This window comes from Microbacterium sp., assembly GCF_035687345.1.
In the GTDB taxonomy this organism is placed as follows: Bacteria; Actinomycetota; Actinomycetes; order Actinomycetales; family Microbacteriaceae; genus Microbacterium.
Map to the genome: position 1 here is coordinate 1 of NZ_DASRXZ010000130.1, position 15,785 is coordinate 15,785.

The 15,785-nt window shown below is 70.4% G+C and carries 16 protein-coding genes; 5 read left to right on the plus strand and 11 right to left on the minus strand.

Annotated elements, in window-relative coordinates; all coding sequences use genetic code 11:
• Nucleotides 1-895: NAD(P)/FAD-dependent oxidoreductase (locus VFF97_RS15395; protein ID WP_325034380.1), on the minus strand; the 895-nt coding region annotated here is incomplete at its 3' end.
• A gap of 120 nt (nt 896-1,015) precedes the next feature.
• On the opposite strand from VFF97_RS15395, the gene VFF97_RS15400 reads away from it, so the two are divergent.
• The 4 genes from VFF97_RS15400 (at nt 1,016) to VFF97_RS15415 (ending at nt 4,878) form a co-directional block, all read left to right on the plus strand.
• Entirely contained in the window at nt 1,016-1,177 is a 162-nt protein-coding gene (locus VFF97_RS15400; RefSeq protein ID WP_325034381.1) for a hypothetical protein, read from the plus strand.
• 71 nt (nt 1,178-1,248) lie between these two features.
• Entirely contained in the window at nt 1,249-3,033 is a 1,785-nt protein-coding gene (locus tag VFF97_RS15405; protein WP_325034382.1) for a circularly permuted type 2 ATP-grasp protein, read from the plus strand.
• Nucleotides 3,027-3,959 carry an alpha-E domain-containing protein gene (locus tag VFF97_RS15410; protein ID WP_325034383.1) on the plus strand — a complete coding sequence of 311 codons (933 nt, stop codon included), beginning with the start codon at nt 3,027-3,029 and terminating at the stop codon, nt 3,957-3,959. The genes VFF97_RS15405 and VFF97_RS15410 overlap by 7 nt, the downstream gene beginning before the upstream one ends.
• Nucleotides 3,960-4,032: 73 nt before the next feature.
• Entirely contained in the window at nt 4,033-4,878 is an 846-nt protein-coding gene (locus VFF97_RS15415; RefSeq protein ID WP_325034384.1) for a transglutaminase family protein, read from the plus strand.
• Here the strand turns inward: VFF97_RS15415 and VFF97_RS15420 are convergent.
• From VFF97_RS15420 to VFF97_RS15465, 10 genes are all read right to left on the minus strand, one after another.
• Complete coding sequence (locus tag VFF97_RS15420; protein WP_325034385.1) at nt 4,862-5,260, minus strand: hypothetical protein; 399 nt, start codon at nt 5,258-5,260, stop codon at nt 4,862-4,864. The genes VFF97_RS15415 and VFF97_RS15420 overlap by 17 nt on opposite strands.
• A 57-nt stretch (nt 5,261-5,317) precedes the next feature.
• Entirely contained in the window at nt 5,318-5,473 is a 156-nt protein-coding gene (locus VFF97_RS15425) for a hypothetical protein (RefSeq protein ID WP_325034386.1), read from the minus strand.
• 68 nt (nt 5,474-5,541) lie between these two features.
• Nucleotides 5,542-6,963: a rhamnulokinase family protein gene (locus VFF97_RS15430; protein ID WP_325034387.1), complete on the minus strand. Its 1,422-nt coding sequence runs from the start codon at nt 6,961-6,963 to the stop codon at nt 5,542-5,544.
• Between the two features lie 115 nt (nt 6,964-7,078).
• Complete coding sequence (locus tag VFF97_RS15435; RefSeq protein WP_325034388.1) at nt 7,079-9,136, minus strand: bifunctional aldolase/short-chain dehydrogenase; 2,058 nt, start codon at nt 9,134-9,136, stop codon at nt 7,079-7,081.
• 1 nt (nt 9,137) lies between these two features.
• The gene (gene rhaI / locus VFF97_RS15440) at nt 9,138-10,304 is read right to left on the minus strand and encodes an L-rhamnose isomerase (RefSeq protein WP_325034389.1); all 1,167 of its coding nucleotides are present in this window, start codon (nt 10,302-10,304) and stop codon (nt 9,138-9,140) included.
• 16 nt (nt 10,305-10,320) lie between these two features.
• Nucleotides 10,321-10,698, minus strand: a complete 378-nt coding sequence (locus VFF97_RS15445; protein ID WP_325034390.1) for an L-rhamnose mutarotase — start codon at nt 10,696-10,698, stop codon at nt 10,321-10,323.
• A gap of 75 nt (nt 10,699-10,773) precedes the next feature.
• On the minus strand, nt 10,774-11,814 hold the full coding sequence (gene rhaS, locus VFF97_RS15450; protein ID WP_325034391.1) for a rhamnose ABC transporter substrate-binding protein: 1,041 nt from the start codon (nt 11,812-11,814) through the stop codon (nt 10,774-10,776).
• 61 nt (nt 11,815-11,875) lie between these two features.
• Complete coding sequence (locus VFF97_RS15455) at nt 11,876-12,931, minus strand: ABC transporter permease (protein ID WP_325034392.1); 1,056 nt, start codon at nt 12,929-12,931, stop codon at nt 11,876-11,878.
• Complete coding sequence (locus VFF97_RS15460; protein WP_414684276.1) at nt 12,928-13,938, minus strand: ABC transporter permease; 1,011 nt, start codon at nt 13,936-13,938, stop codon at nt 12,928-12,930. The genes VFF97_RS15455 and VFF97_RS15460 overlap by 4 nt, the downstream gene beginning before the upstream one ends.
• A gap of 23 nt (nt 13,939-13,961) precedes the next feature.
• Nucleotides 13,962-15,467, minus strand: coding sequence for a sugar ABC transporter ATP-binding protein (locus VFF97_RS15465; protein WP_325034393.1), 1,506 nt, complete (start codon nt 15,465-15,467; stop codon nt 13,962-13,964).
• Between the two features lie 160 nt (nt 15,468-15,627).
• On the opposite strand from VFF97_RS15465, the gene VFF97_RS15470 reads away from it, so the two are divergent.
• Nucleotides 15,628-15,785, plus strand: a 158-nt coding sequence (locus tag VFF97_RS15470; RefSeq protein ID WP_325034395.1) for a LacI family DNA-binding transcriptional regulator, incomplete at its 3' end; no start/stop codon positions are given.

A 15,785-nucleotide genomic window follows, 5' to 3' on the forward strand; every position in this document is an offset into this window, starting at 1 on the left:
ACTTCGCCGCGTTCCACGGCAGGCTCCCGTCGAACTGCGCCCTCCGGCCCGACAGCTCGACGAGTCGTCCGGTGAGGCGCGCGCCGCGCGCCGCCAGCGCGGGAAGGTCGACGCCGGGGTGCGAGCCGGGCGCGGCGCCGACGATCTGCAGCGACGGCTCCGACCGCGCGGGCTGTCCGTCGCGCGCGACGATCCGCGCGAGCGTCCCTGTCGCGTGCATCCACCAGAAGATGTCCATGCCGCGATACGCGCGGGGCATGCGCGTGTGGCGCCCGACGGCGAGGGTGACGTCGCGCCCCGCATCCGCCAGTTCGCGCGCGATCTGCACCCCCGATGCCGACGCGCCCACGACCAGCACCCCTCCGTCCGGCAGCGCGCCGGGCTCGCGGTACCGCGTGACCGGGATCACCGGAAGCTCGGAGTCGGGCAGCTCCGTGCGCGGCAGCGCGTGCGGACCGGTCGCGACGACGACGTTCCGCGCGCGCCACGGGCCGCGCGACGTCTCGACGAGGAAGGCCCCGCTCGACCGCGCGACCCTGTGCACGATGGTCGAGCCGATGACCGGCGCGCAGAAGCCGGCCGCGTAGCCCTCGAGGTACTGCGCGACCTCGCTCGCCGCCATGAACCCGTCGGGCTCGTCACCGGCGTACGACCAGCCGGGCAGCCGAGTGAGCCAGTTCGGTGTCAGCAGCCGCAGCGAACGCCACCGCTCGCAACGCCACCGTTCGCCGGGCCGGCCGCGATCGACCACGACGTGGTCGCGCCCGTGCGCGGTGAGCAGGCGACTCACGGCGAGGCCCGACTGGCCCGCCCCGATGACGACGGTCTCGACGTCCTCTCGCACGATGGTCCCTCCCTGACGAATCGGATGCCCCGCACCCCGGCGACCGGGCATGCGACGACTCTCGGCGTCAGACCTTCCGCGGTCCTTCCCTCGCGCGATGCCCGCGAGGAAGCCGCGGGGAAGGCGAACGTCGAAGACTCGGCGCGTCCGCATCCGAGGGAAGGGAACGACATGGACCAGGGACTGGTGATCGAGAGCCTCGTGATCAAGGCGCTGGTGGACCACCACCTGCGCACCCGCGAGGACGAGGACGCCTGGCGCGCGCACGCCGCCCGCCGCGAGCGTCGTCGGCTGCGGCGCCTCCGCCGGCGCTCACGCGTGAAGCGGTCGTGAGCGACGAGACGGCTGCAGGGGCATCCGTCAAGGGAAACAACCGCGCAACACGGTCGGATTAGGCTCTATGCGTGGGTGATCTCTTCGACGGGTACGGCTCAACCCTCGCGCCGCGCAAGACAGCGGCCGGGCGGGCTCCGTTCGACGAGATGTTCGGCGAGCCGGCGCATCCGGGCGCACCCGTGCCGACCCGCGAGGCCTACCGCGAGCTGTACCAGACGCTCGCGCAGATGACGCAGGAAGAGCTTCGCGGGCGCACCGACTCGCTCGCCAGCTCGTACCTCGCGCAGGGCGTGACGTTCGACTTCGCGGGCGAGGAGCGGCCGTTCCCGCTCGACGCCGTGCCGCGCATCATCGCCTTCGACGAGTGGTCGCGCATCGAGGCCGGAGTGCAGCAGCGCGTGCGCGCGCTCGAGGCGTTCCTCGACGACGCGTACGGCCACCAGCACTGCGTGCGCGACGGTGTGCTGCCGGCGCGCCTCATCGCCTCGTCGCAGTACTTCTACCGTCAGGCGGCCGGCATCCACAGCGCGAACGGCGTGCGCATCCAGGTCGCCGGCATCGACCTCATCCGCGACGAGCACGGCGAGATGCGCGTGCTCGAAGACAATGTGCGCGTGCCGTCGGGCGTGAGCTACGTGATCTCGAACCGGCGCGTCATGGCCCAGACGCTGCCCGAGCTGTTCGTGTCGATGCGCGTGCGCCCCGTCGGCGAGTACCCCAACCGCCTGCTTGCCGCGCTGCGTGCGTCGGCTCCCGCCGGCATCGAAGATCCCAACGTGGTCGTGCTGACCCCGGGCGTCTACAACTCCGCGTACTACGAGCACACACTGCTCGCCCGTCTCATGGGCGTCGAGCTCGTCGAAGGCCGCGACCTCCTGTGCGTCGGCGGCAAGGTGTTCATGCGCACGACGCGCGGTCCGAAGCGCGTCGACGTCATCTACCGCCGCGTCGACGACGACTTCCTGGATCCGCTGCAGTTCCGCGCCGACTCGATGCTCGGCGCGCCGGGGCTCATGCTCGCCGCGCGCCTGGGCAACGTCACGATCGCGAACGCGGTCGGCAACGGCGTCGCCGACGACAAGCTCGTCTACACGTACGTGCCGGATCTCATCCGCTACTACCTCGCCGAGGAGCCCATCCTCAAGAACGTCGACACGTGGCGGCTCGAGGAGCCCGAAGCCCTCGAAGAGGTGCTCGATCGCCTCGACGAGCTGGTGGTCAAGCCGGTCGACGGGTCGGGCGGCAAGGGCCTGGTGGTCGGACCGGATGCCTCACCCGCCGAGCTCGCGAAGCTCAAGGAGCGCCTCATCGAAGACCCGCGCGGCTGGATCGCGCAGCCGGTCGTGATGCTGTCCACGATCCCGACGCTCGTCGAGGACGGCATGCGCCCGCGCCACGCCGACCTGCGGCCGTTCGCGGTGAACGACGGCGATGAGGTGTGGGTTCTGCCCGGAGGGCTCACGCGCGTCGCGCTCCCCGAGGGCCAGCTCGTCGTCAACTCCAGTCAGGGCGGCGGGTCGAAGGACACGTGGGTCATCGGCGGCTCCGCTCCCGCGCGGCGCGAGTACGGGCAGCACAGCGCCCCTTCCGAGATCGTCGCCGACCAGGCGGCGCCGACCACGCCGATCTCGATCGTCTACGACGGGCAGCCCCAGCCGGCGCACTCGCCGCACGACCGCCCGCGCTCGCGCGTCGAGCAGCAGGAGCAGCAACAGCAGGCGCGCTCGGTCGCTGACCCCACCGGCGCCGAGATCGCACGAATGACGACGGATGCCGGCATCCGGCCGTCGTTCGCGCAATCTCGACGAGGTCATGGGGGGCGCGACGGCGCTGAGGGGAGCGACGGATGCTGAGCCGCATCGCGGAGTCCCTGTTCTGGATCGGGCGCTACATCGAGCGCTCCGACGGCACCGCGCGCATCCTCGACGTCCACCTGCAGCTCCTGCTGGAAGACCCGTGGATCGACGAAGACACCGCGTGCCGATCGCTGCTGAGCGTCATGGGCTCGGCCCCACCCGCGAACGTCGACCACGTGCGCCGCGACGACGTGCTGCAGCGTCTCGCCGTCGACCGCATGAACCCGTCGAGCATCGCGTACTCGCTCACCGCCGCGCGCGAGAACGCCCGGCGCGCTCGCGAGATCGTCTCGACCGAGCTGTGGGAGACGCTCAACACGACGAACTCCCGGATGCCCCGCCGCCTCCAGTCCGACAAGGTGCACGAGTTCTTCGGGTGGGTGCGCGAGCGCGCGGCGCTCGCGGTGGGCGTCGTCGACTCGTCGACGAGCCGCGACGAGGCGTGGCAGTTCTTCACGCTGGGTCGCGGCATCGAGCGGGCCGACATGACGGCGCGGATGCTGGCGACGAGGTCGCTGACCGAGGCATCCGGCCCGTCGTGGACGACGATCCTGCGGTCGTGCGGTGCGTACGAGGCGTATCTGCGCACGTATCGGGGCATGCCGAGCGCGCGCAACGCGGCGGAGTTCCTGCTGCTCGACCGACTGTTCCCGCGGTCGATCATCTACTCGATCCAACGGGCCGAGGAGTGCATGAGCGCGATCGACCCGCGCGCCGACCGCGTCGGCCACTCGAACACCGTGCTGCGGGCGCTCGGGCAGATCCGCAACGACCTCGAGTACCGGCCGATCAGCGAGATCCTCAGCGAGCTGCCGCAGCACATGCAACGCGTGCAGAAGGTGACGCGCGAGGCATCCGAGGCGATCCGTCAGCGGTTCTTCCCGACGCATGCCGAGCCGAGCTGGATCGGAGAGATCTCATGATGGTTGGAGCGGTTGATGAGCTCGTCGAATCACACCAACCGGGGGTCCGCCCCCGCAGGCGGGGGCACGAGCGATGAAGAGGCTCCGCATCGAGCACCAGACCGGCTTCAGCTACCAGGGCGATGTCTCGGCGTCGTACAACGAGGCGCGCATGCTGCCCGGGTCGACCGACAGCCAGTTCGTGCTGAGCTCGGCGCTCGAGATCGAGCCGTCGACGTCGGTGAACCAGTACGTCGACTACTTCGGCACGCGCGTCGCGTCGTTCGATGTGCTGTCGGCGCACTCGTCGCTCACGATCACGGCGCGCTCGCTCGTCGAGGTGCGTCCGCGGCCGATCGAGCACGTGGACCTGACGTGGGACGACCTGTTCGAGGAGTCGTCGCGCTCGATCGAGACCGTCGAGCAGCTCACCCAGACGAACCGCACGCGCCCGCACCCGGAGGTCGCCGAGTTCGCGCGCTCGATCGCCGCAGAGCACGACCACCCCGGGCGCGCCGCGCACGCGATCGCCGTCGCGGTCGGGGATGCGGTCGAGTACATGCACGGCATCACGGGCGTCCACTCGACGGCGCGCGACGCGTGGGAGGCGCGCAAGGGCGTGTGCCAGGACATCGCGCACATCACGCTCGGCGCCCTGCGCGAGGTCGGCATCCCGGCCCGCTACGTGTCCGGATACCTGCACCCGCGGCCCTCGGCCGAAGTGGGGGTGGCCGTCGCGGGCGAATCGCACGCATGGGTGGAGTGGTTCGCGGGGGAGTGGCAGGGCTTCGACCCGACCAACAACATCGAGATCGGCGACCGGCACGTCCTCATCGGACGCGGGCGCGACTACGGCGACGTGCCGCCGCTGCGGGGCGTGTACGCGGGGCCGTTCAAGTCGCACCTGCACGTGAAGGTGACGATCACCCGCGAGGCGTGACCTCGTTGCTGCGCGCTCGCATCGCGGGCAGCGTCGCGAACTGGGCGGCCGCCATCACGACCGCGACCCCGAGGTAGAGCGCCCCGATGCCGTCGAGGAAGACCACGAAGGTCACAGCCATCGCCACGATCTGCACCCAACTCGCCCACCACGCCCACACCTCGAGCGCCCGATAGGCGAAGAGCAGGATCAGCAGGCTGACGACTTCGAGCGCCGCGAACGCGACGAACAGCATCCGCTCGTCCTCGGACCGCGCGAAAGCGGCCACGCCCACGACGTGGTTCAGGATGAACAGCGCCGTCAGCACGACGAGCACCCACCAGCCCACGCGGAAGGCGATGCGCGTGCCCATCCGACTGCTCTCGACCGGTCGCTCGGTCATGGCAGTCACGGTAGGGGGTTTCCGGGCCGTGGTCCAGACCCGTGATCGGGCGGCGGCTCAGGCCGGAGGCGAGTCGGGGTCGAGCGTCTCGAGGGTGGCCTCCTCGACGGGGTTGTCGGCGTCGAGCTGCTCCTCCGTCGTCTCGTCGCCGCCGGTCGGGGCGTCCTGATCCATGGGCGCATCTTCTGCGCGTCGCTCGCGTTCGTCATCCATGCGGCCACGGTACGGCCGGGGTCGGATGTCTCGACAGGGGTTGACGTCTCGTCGCACGGCTTCACCGCTCAGCGGCGCGTCGGTTCGAAGCGGACGGGCGAGACGGATGCCGCCACCGCCGCCCGCAGGGTCTCGAGCGTCGCATCCGAACCGAACCAGCCGTGTGCACGCGCCTGCACGAGCACATTCCCCAGCGCGGTGGCCTCGACCGGCCCCGCGAGCACCGGGAGCCCCGAGCGATCGGCCGTCGCCTGGCACAGCAGTCGATTGAGCGCGCCACCGCCGACGATGTGCACGACGTCGAGCTCCCGGCCGGTCACGCGCGCGACGGTCGCGAGGGCGTCCGCGAACGCGGCCGCGATGCTCTCGACGATCGTGCGGACGAACGCGGCGCGCGTCGACGGCACGGGAGACCCGGCCTCGCGGAGCGCCTCGGCGATGCGCGCGGGCATGTCGCCGGGCGCCGTGAGGCGGGCGTCGTTCGCGTCGAACAGGGGGATCTCCTCATCGACGGCGGATGCCGCGTCCAGCAGCGCGACGAGGTCGACGGGCGCTCCGTCCTCCTCGGCCCACGCGGCGACGGTCTCGGTGAGCAGCCACAGTCCCGTCACGTTGTGGAGGAAGCGCACGCGCCCGTCGACGCCGCCCTCGTTCGTGAAGAGCGCTTCGCGCGCGGCATCCGTAACGACCGGCTCGGGGAGCTCGACGCCCACGAGCCCCCACGTGCCGCACGAGATGTACGCGGCGTTCGGCGAGGACAAGGGCACGGCGACGACCGCCGACGCAGTGTCGTGCGACCCGACGGCGATGACGTCGAGCGGCGTGCCGATGCGGTCGAGCGCCTCGCCGCGCACCGCGCCGAGCCGCGTGCCCGGGTCGACGAGCGGGGGGAGTGCCGCGGCAGGCACGCCGAGGCGCTCGGCCAGGTCGGGGTCCCACTCGCGAGTGCGCACATCGAGGAGTCCCGTCGTCGAGGCATTCGTGCGTTCGGCGACGCGGGCTCCCGTCAGGAGGAACGCGATGAGGTCGGGGATGAGGAGCGCGGCATCCGCTTCGCCCAGCCGTGCGTCGACCGCGTACTGGTACAGCGTGTTGAACGGCAGGAACTGCAGTCCGTTGCGGCGGTACAGCTCGTCGAACGGCACGACCGCGTGTACGGCCTCGACGCCCGCGGCCGTGCGCTCGTCGCGGTAATGGAACGGCGCGTCGAGCAGCTCGTCGCCCCGCAGCAGGCCATAGTCGACGGCCCACGAGTCGATGCCGACGCTCGCGATGCCCGGCTCGCGGCGCACCGCCTCGGCGAGTCCCGCGACGATGTGGTCGTAGAGCGCGGTGAAGTCCCATCGCAGCGAGCCGTCGGCGGCGGCGACGGGTCCGTTCGGGAAGCGCGCGACCTCCTCGAGCCGCACCGCGCCCTCGTCGACGTACCCGAGCATGACGCGCCCACTCGTCGCCCCGAGGTCGACCGCCGCCACGACCCCGCCGCTCATGCCCCGCACCCGCTCGCCGATCGCACGACTTCGCGTCGAACGCACGACGTGGCGACATCGACAACCCGTGCGCTCGACGCGAAGTCGTGCACTCGGGGCAGGAAGCGGGCGGGGCTCATCGCAGGAACGCCGCCGCGACGCCTGAGTCGACCGGCACGTGCAGGCCCGTCGTGCGCGAGAGCTCCGGTCCCGTGAGCACGTACACCGCGTCGGCGACGTTCTCGGGCACGACCTCGCGCTTGAGGATCGTCCGCTGCGCGTAGAACTCGCCGAGCTTCTCCTCCGGCACGCCGTAGGTGGCGGCGCGGTTGGCGCCCCAGCCCGACGCGAAGATCCCCGAGCCGCGCACCACCCCGTCGGGGTTCACGCCGTTGACCCGGATGCCGTACTCGCCCAGCTCGACCGCGAGCAGCCGCACCTGGTGGGCCTGGTCGGCCTTCGTCGCCGAGTACGCGATGTTGTTGGGCCCCGCGAACACGGAGTTCTTCGACGAGATGTAGACGATGTCGCCGCCCATGCCCTGGTCGATGAGCGCCTTCGCGGCCGCCTTCGACACGAGGAACGAGCCCTTCGCCATGACGTCGTGCTGCAGATCCCAGTCCGCCTCGGTCGTCTCGAGCAGAGGCTTCGACAGGGACAGGCCGGCGTTGTTCACCACGAGGTCGACGCCGCCGAACGCGAGCACCGTCGCGTCGATCGCCGCCTGCACGGCCGCGGGGTCGGCCACGTTCGCGGCGACGCCGATCGCGACATCCGTGCTCCCGAGCTCCGCCGCCACGGCCTGCGCCTTCTCGAGCTCGAGGTCGGCCACGACGACGCACGCGCCCTCGGCCGCGAGCCGCGTCGCGATCGCCTTGCCGATGCCCGACGCGGCGCCGGTCACGAACGCGATGCGGCCCTGGTGCGACTTCGGCTTCGGCATCCGCTGCAGCTTGGCCTCTTCGAGCGCCCAGTACTCGATGCGGAACTTCTCGGCGTCGCTGATCGGCGTGTACCTCGACAGCGCCTCGGCGCCGCGCATGACGTTGATCGCGTTGACGTAGAACTCGCCCGCGACGCGCGCGGTCTGCTTGTTCGTGCCGTACGAGAACATCCCCACGCCCGGTACGAGCACGATGAGCGGGTCGGCGCCGCGCATCGCGGGGCTGTCGGGCGTCGCGTGCGCGTCGTAGTACGCCCGGTAGTCGGCGCGGTACTGCTCGTGCAGCTCCTTCAGGCGCGCGATCGAGTCCTCGACGGATGCGTCGGCGGGAAGGTCGAGCAGCATCGGCTTGACCTTCGTGCGCAGGAAGTGGTCGGGGCAGCTCGTGCCGAGCTCCGCGAGCGCGGGCGCCTTCTCCGACGCGAGGAAGGCGAGCACGACGTCGCTGTCGGTGAAGTGCCCGACCATCGGCTTGTCGGTCGACGCCAGCCCGCGGATCGTCGGCGCGAGTGCGGCGGCCTTCGCGCGGCGCTCGGCGTGGGGGAGGGCTTCGAACCCGGCGCGCACACCGCCGAACGGCTCGGGGTTGCCGTGCTCGGCGATGTAGGCGGCCGCGGTCTCGATGATCCACAGCGAGTTGCGCTCCGCCTCGTCGGACGTGTCGCCCCACGCCGTGATGCCGTGTCCGCCGAGGATGCAGCCCACCGCCTGCGGGTTCCGCCGCTTGATCTCGGCGATGTCGAGGCCGAGCTGGAACCCGGGGCGCCGCCACGGCACCCACGCGACCTTGTCGCCGAAGATCTTCGCGGTGAGCTCCTCGCCGTCGGCGGCGGTCGCGATCGCGATGCCCGAATCCGGATGCAGGTGGTCCACGTGCGCCGCCTCGACGAGCCCGTGCATGGCGGTGTCGATCGACGGCGCGGCGCCGCCCTTGCCGTGCAGGCAGTAGTCGAAGGCGGCGACCATCTCGTCTTCGCGCTCGACGCCCGGGTAGACGTCGACGAGTGCGCGCATGCGGTCGAGTCGCAGCACCGCGAGCCCTTCGGGCTTGAGCGTGCCGAGGTCGCCGCCGGAGCCCTTGACCCACAGCAGCTCGACGGGCTCGCCGGTCACGGGGTCGATCCCGGTGCCCTTGGCGGACGTGTTGCCGCCCGCGTAGTTCGTGTTCGCGGGGTTCGAGCCCAGGCGATTCGAGCGCGCGATCAGTGCCTCGACGGGCTCTGCAACCGGGTTCCGGCGGTCGTCGGTCATGTCACGCCCCCCATCCGGCCTGCACGCCGCCGACGCGCTCGGCCTCGATCTTCTCCTGATACCCGGATGCCGCGTACGCCGCCATCGGGTCGCGGGGGAGTCCGCGCGACTCGCGCCAGTCCGCGAGGGCAGGACGCACGTCGGTGTAGAACGCGTGCATGAAGATCGCGTTCGCGGTGAGGACGTCGTTCGCCTCCTGCGCAGCGTCGAGCGCCTCTCGGTCGACGAGGAGGGCGCGCGCGGTCATCTCCTGCACGTTGAGCACGGAACGGATCTGTCCGGGGATCTTCTTCTCGATGTTGTGGCACTGGTCGAGCATGAACGCGACGTCGGGGCTGTTGAGACCGCCGCCGCGGATGACCTCGAAGATGATGCGGAACAGCTGGAACGGGTCGGCGGCACCCACGATGAGGTCGTCGTCGGCGTAGAAGCGCGAGTTGAAGTCGAACGAGCCGAGCTTCCCGAGCCGCAGGAGCTGCATCACGATGAACTCGATGTTCGTGCCGGGTGCGTGGTGGCCCGTGTCGAGGCACACGACGGCGCGGTCGCCGAGCGCGGCGACCTGGGCGTACGAGGTGCCCCAGTCCGGGACATCCGTGTGGTAGAACGCCGGCTCGAAGAACTTGTACTCGAGTACCAGTCGCTGATCGTCGGACAGGCGCGCGTAGATCTGCTGCAGCGAGTCCTGCAGGCGGTCCTGGCGGCCGCGCATGTCGTTCTGACCGGGGTAGTTCGAGCCCTCGGCGAGCCAGATCTTGAGGTCGCGCGATCCGGTCTCGTTCATGATGTCGATGCACTCGAAGTGGTGCTCGATCGCCTTGCGGCGGATGCGCTCGTCGTGGTGGGTGAGCGCGCCGAACTTGTAGTCCTCGTCCTGGAAGGTGTTCGAGTTGATCGTGCCGAGCTTGACGCCGAGGTCCTCCGCGTGCCGCCGCAGGTCGGCGTAGTCGTCGACCTTATCCCACGGGATGTGCAGCGCGACGCTCGGGGCGAGCCCGGTGAAGCGATTGACCTGCGCGGCATCCGCGATCTTCTCGTACGGGTCGCGCGGCGTGCCCGGCGTCGTGAACACGCGGAACCGCGTGCCGGAGTTGCCGAACGCCCACGACGGCAGCTCGATGCCCTGGGCCTCCAGGGTGGACAGGATCTCGGGGGTGAGGGTGCTCACGGTGTGCGCTTTCGTCTCAGATTCGCGGTGTGTCGGTGTCGTTGCGGGTGCCGTCGCCGCGTGCCGCAGCGAGCTGGTCTGCGAGGTTGAACACCTCGGTCAGTGGGGTGACGGCCTGGTCGGGCCGACCGTCGAGTCCGACGAAGAACGGGGCCATCTCGGCTTCCCAGCGGGCGGCGACCGCGGATGCCGCGAGATACGCCTGCGCCGAGGCGTCGTCGTCCGTCTCGTAGTAGCCGAAGAGCACGCCGTTCTCGCCGAGGTACAGCGAGTAGTTGCGCCGGCCGGCCGCGGCGATCTCGGCGAGCATCTCGGGCCACACCTCGCGGTGGCGCGCGACGTACTCGTCGACGAGCTCGGGCCGGATCCGCAGCTGGAAGGCCACGCGGGTCATGGGATGGTGCCTTTCGGAGGGACGGGGTGGGGTGCCCGGTCGGCACGCACGAGGCGTGCCGACCGGACGTGCGACTCAGAAGTCGAAGTCGCCGATGTTGTCTGCGTCGAACACGTACGGGTCGCCGAGCAGGACCGTCGCGTCGGCGCCGACCTCGTAGGAGCCGAGCTTGCCCGCCTCGAACGTGTCGCCCTCTGCCCCGGTGATCTCACCGGTGATGAGTGCCTGAGCGGCCCACGCGGCGAGGTAGCCGAGGTCCTCCGGGTTCCACAGTGCGAACGCGGTGACGGTGCCGTCCTCGACGTACTCGCGCATCTGGTTCGGCGTGCCGAGACCCGTCAGCGCGACCTTGCCCTTGAAGTCGGAGGTCGACAGATAGCGCGCCGCGGCCGCGATGCCGACCGTCGTGGGCGAGATGATGCCCTTCAGGTTCGGGTGCGACTGCAGCAGCGCCGCGGTCTTGTCGAACGACGTCTGGTCGTCGTCGTCGCCGTAGACGACCTCGACGAGCGTGATGTTCGGGTGCTCGTCGGCGAGCAGCTGCTCCATGTCCTCGATCCACGCGTTCTGGTTCGTCGCGTTGGCCGACGCGGACAGGATCGCGATCTCGCCGTCGTCGCCGATCTGCTCGGCGATCAGGTCGACCTGGATCTTCGCGATGCCCTCGGCGGTTGCCTGGTTGATGAACAGGTCGCGGCAGTCGGGGTTCGTGTCGGAGTCGAACGTGACGACCTTGACACCCGCGTCGCGGGCCTCGTTGAGGGCGTCGCAGATCGCGTTGGGGTCGTTCGCCGACACGACGAGCGCGCCGACGCCCTGCTGCGTCGCGGTGTTGATGTAGCTCACCTGTGCGTCGGGCGTCGCCTCGGCGGGGCCGACCTCGTTGAAGGTGCCGCCGAACTCCTCGACGGCCGCCGAGCCGCCCTTGCTCGAGGTGTCGAAGTACGGGTTGCCGAGGTTCTTGGGCAGGAACGTGATCGAGAGGTTCTCGCTGTCGCCGCCGGCGCCGTCGGTCGGCGAACCGCCCGACCCGGTGTCGGCGCAGCCGGCGAGCGTGAGCGCGGCCGTGACGGCCACGGCCGCGATCGCGGCGACACGCTTGCGTGCAAACGTCATTGTTCTTTCCTTTCGTGGAATCCGCCGCGACGGGTGTCGTCGGCGTCGTGCAGCGGCCTCGTCATGTTGCTGTGGAGGCCGCGACGCGTGGAGGTCGGCCGGGGCGCCGACGGGACTGCTGCAGCCGGTTGAGCACGCTGGCTGCGACGACCGACAGCACGAGCAGGACCCCGGTGACGATGTTGATGACGTCGGACGTGATGTTGGCCAGTCGCAGGGCGCTCGAGATGACGCCGATGAGCACCGCGGCGGCGACCACGCCGTGCAGCGCTCCGCGCCCGCCGAACACCGACACCCCGCCGAGCACGACCGCGGCGATGACCTGCAGCTCGAGCCCGGTCGCGTTGTCGCCGCGCGCGCTGCCGAAGCGGAGCGTGTAGAAGATGCCCGCGAACGCGGCGACGAGGCCCGCGAGCACGAACAGGATGAACTTCATGCGCTCGACGTCGACGCCCGAGAAGCGCGCCGCGTCCTTCGAGAGGCCGATCGCGTAGATGCCCCGGCCGAACGGCGTGAAGTGCAGCAGGATGACGAACACGACGAGCAGGATCAGGAACGGCACCATGATGTACGGGATCGTCGTGCCTGCGATCCGGGCCTTCGCGAGGGCGGTCCACGTCTCGGGGAAGTCCGTGACGGCGGTCGTGCCGAGCAGCCCGACGGCGAGGCCGCGGAACAGGGCGAGCGTTCCGATCGTGACGGCGAGCGACGGAAGCCCCACGACCGTCACGAGGAAGCCGTTGAACGCCCCGCCGACGACGCCGACGAGCAGGGCGATGAGGGCGGCCGCCTCGAACGGGATGCCCGCCTGCACGGCGACGCCCGTCACCACGCTCGAGAGGCCGACCATGCTGCCGACCGACAGGTCGATCTCGCCCGTGACCATGATGAGCGTCATCGGGAGCGCGATGAGCAGGATCGGCGCGATGTCGAGCAGCAGGTAGGTGAGCGTGATGGGCTGCCCGAACCCGCGCACCGTGACGGATGCCACGACCACGACGAGCACGAGGAGCCCGATGATCGCGGACTCGCGGGTCAGCAGCATCCGTCGCCACAGCGGCTTCGCGTGACCCGGGATCACGCGCGTGGCCTGGGTCGTCCCGGTCATCGTCGTCATGATTCGTCGTCCCTCGCCTCGATGAGCCGGCGTCTCTGGCGCACCGCGAGCACGCGGTCGAGCACGATCGCGCCGATGATGAGCGCGCCGACGACGGCGCGCTGCCAGAAGTCGGGGATGCCGAGGATCGGCAGCGCGCGGTTGATCGTCATGAGCAGCACCGCGCCGATCGCCGCGCCCCACACCGATCCGACGCCGCCCGTGATGGCGACGCCTCCGATGACGGCTGCGCCGACCGCGTCGAGCTCCCACCCGGCGCCGGCCTGCGAGCTCACCGATCCGTAGCGCGCGGCGTAGAAGACACCCGCCAAGCCGGCCAGTGCACCCGACAGGACGAACGCCGTGAGCACACGGCGCGTGACGCGCAGGCCGTACAGCTCCGCCGCGGCCGGGTCGGAGCCGATCGCGTAGTACTCGCGGCCGCCGCGGGTGTTGCGCATGTACCAGGCCGCCGCCGCGAGCACGACGAGGGCGACGATCGTGAGGATCGGGATCCACAGGATCGAGCCCGTGCCGACGGCGAGGAACTCGCGCGGCATGTCGGATGCGTTGACGCGTGTGCTGCCCGCCCACAGCACGTTGATCCCGCGGTAGGCGTACAGCGTGCCGAGTGTGATCACCATCGCCGGGACGCGGGCGAACGCGACGAGCGCGCCGTTGATGAGGCCGAGCACCGCGCCGAGGAGCACCGCGAGGAGAACGACGACGGGAATCGGCAGCCACGGCATGTCGATGAAGAGGCGCCCCGTGAGGTAGGCGGTCAGGCCGATGACCGAGCCCACCGACAGGTCGACGTTGCGCGTGATGATGACGATCGCCTGGCCGACGGCCACGAGCATGAGGATCGACGGCGTGAGCAGCAGGTCGCGCCAGCCGTCGTTCGAGAACAGGAACGCCGGGTTCTTGATCGTCGCCGCGACGACGACGATCGCGAGCGCGACGAGGATGCCGAGCTCTCGCGCACGGCCGAGCGCGCTGATGCGCTTGGTCAGCCCCGAGACGGGGATGCGTGTCGTGGGAGGGGTCGTGGTCACTGGAGCTGCTCCGATGCGTGGGTCGCGGCGTACATGACGTTCTCGCTCGTCGCGTCGGCGCGGTCGATCTCGGCGGTGATGCGGCCTTCGCGCATGACGAGCACGCGGTCGGCCATGCCGAGCACCTCGGGCAGCTCGGACGAGATCATGAGGATGCCCATCCCCTCGCCGGCGAGCTGCGAGAGGAGGCGGTGCACCTCGGCCTTCGTGCCGACGTCGATGCCGCGCGTGGGCTCGTCGATGATGAGCACTTCGGGCTTGGTCGCGAGCCACTTCGCGAGCACGACCTTCTGCTGGTTGCCGCCCGAGAGGGTCGCCGCGACCGTGTCGAGCGCCTGTGCCTTCACCTCGAGGCGGCTCGCCCACACCTCGGCCGCGCGGTTCTCCATCGCTGTCGTGAGCAGTCCGAGCCGCGCGAGCTCGCGGCGGATCGCGAGTGTGATGTTGCGGCCGACGCCCGACTCGATCACGAGCCCCTGCTTGCGACGGTCCTCGGGCACGAGCGCGATTCCGGCGCGCATCGCCGCGGTCGGCTCGCCTTGCGGGATGGCCTTGCCGCGCATCCGCACCGTGCCCTCGCGGTAGGAGTCGACGCCGAAGATCGCGCGCGCGACCTCGCTGCGGCCCGCGCCCACGAGTCCCGCGAGGCCCACGATCTCGCCCGAGCGAACCGTGAACGAGATGTCGTGGAAGACGCCGGGCGTCGTGAGGCCGTCGACCTCGAGGAGCGGCTCACCGATCTCGGCGGGCTGCTTCGGGAACAGCTCGGTGACCTCGCGCCCGACCATCTGCCGCACGATCTCGTCGACGCTCGTGTCGGCGATCGCGCTCGTGGCGATGTAGGCGCCGTCGCGCATGACCGTGATCGTGTCGCACAGGTCGAACACCTCGTCGAAGCGGTGCGAGATGAAGATCAGGGCGCGCCCCTCGTCGCGCAGGCTGCGCGCGATCGCGAACAGGCGGTCGACCTCGCGGCCCGACAGGGCGGCCGTCGGCTCATCCATGATGAGCAGGCTCGCGTCGAGCGACACCGCCTTCGCGATCTCGATCACCTGCTGGTCGGCGATCGACAGGCCCTCGGCGAGGCGGTCGGGGTCGATCGCGACACCGAGGCGCGTGAACAGCCGCTCGACCTCGTGACGCATGGCCTTGCGGTCGATGCGGCCGAAGCGGCCCGTGGGCTGGCGCCCCATGAAGATGTTCTCGGTGACCGACAGGTCGGGGAAGAGCGTCGGCTCCTGGTAGATGACGGCGACGCCCGCGGCCTTCGACTGCGCGGTGGACGTGAAGTCGACGTCCTCCCCGCGCAGGCGGAACGTGCCCGCGTCGCGCTGGTAGAGGCCCGCGACGATCTTCACGAGCGTCGACTTGCCGGCGCCGTTCTCGCCGACGAGCGCGTGGATCGAACCCGCGTCGACCGAGATCGTGCCGGACCTCAGAGCGATCACCGACCCGAAGGCCTTCTGGACGTCGGCGAGCTCGAGCACGGGGGTCGCGGTCACCGGGGCATCACCACTCTCGTCATTGAGGGAGTGAATCGTTTCATTCCCTGCCGAAGCGACAGTAGGCTATGTTCTGAAAGGCGTCAAGCCGGATGCCGCGACCGTGACTGATTCGTTTCATCCGCACGATCGGCGGCCGGACTCAGGGTGGAGGTGACCGATGGCAGTCAGCGTGCGAGACGTCGCCGACGACGCGGGCGTCTCGGTCGGCACGGTGTCGAACGTGCTCAACCGGCCCGAGAAGGTGGCCCCCGAGACCGTGGCGCGCGTGCAGGCATCGATCGAGCGACTGGGGTTCGTGCGCAACGACGCGGCGCG

Coding starts and splice junctions, on each gene's coding strand:
- VFF97_RS15400 (WP_325034381.1), top strand. CDS start 1,016: ATGGACCAGGGACTGGTGATCGAGAGCCTCGTGATCAAGGCGCTGGTG.
- VFF97_RS15410 (WP_325034383.1), top strand. CDS start 3,027: ATGCTGAGCCGCATCGCGGAGTCCCTGTTCTGGATCGGGCGCTACATC.
- VFF97_RS15415 (WP_325034384.1), top strand. CDS start 4,033: ATGAAGAGGCTCCGCATCGAGCACCAGACCGGCTTCAGCTACCAGGGC.
- VFF97_RS15420 (WP_325034385.1), bottom strand. CDS start 5,260: ATGACCGAGCGACCGGTCGAGAGCAGTCGGATGGGCACGCGCATCGCC.
- VFF97_RS15425 (WP_325034386.1), bottom strand. CDS start 5,473: ATGGATGACGAACGCGAGCGACGCGCAGAAGATGCGCCCATGGATCAG.
- VFF97_RS15430 (WP_325034387.1), bottom strand. CDS start 6,963: ATGAGCGGCGGGGTCGTGGCGGCGGTCGACCTCGGGGCGACGAGTGGG.
- VFF97_RS15435 (WP_325034388.1), bottom strand. CDS start 9,136: ATGACCGACGACCGCCGGAACCCGGTTGCAGAGCCCGTCGAGGCACTG.
- VFF97_RS15445 (WP_325034390.1), bottom strand. CDS start 10,698: ATGACCCGCGTGGCCTTCCAGCTGCGGATCCGGCCCGAGCTCGTCGAC.
- rhaS (WP_325034391.1), bottom strand. CDS start 11,814: ATGACGTTTGCACGCAAGCGTGTCGCCGCGATCGCGGCCGTGGCCGTC.
- VFF97_RS15455 (WP_325034392.1), bottom strand. CDS start 12,931: ATGACGACGATGACCGGGACGACCCAGGCCACGCGCGTGATCCCGGGT.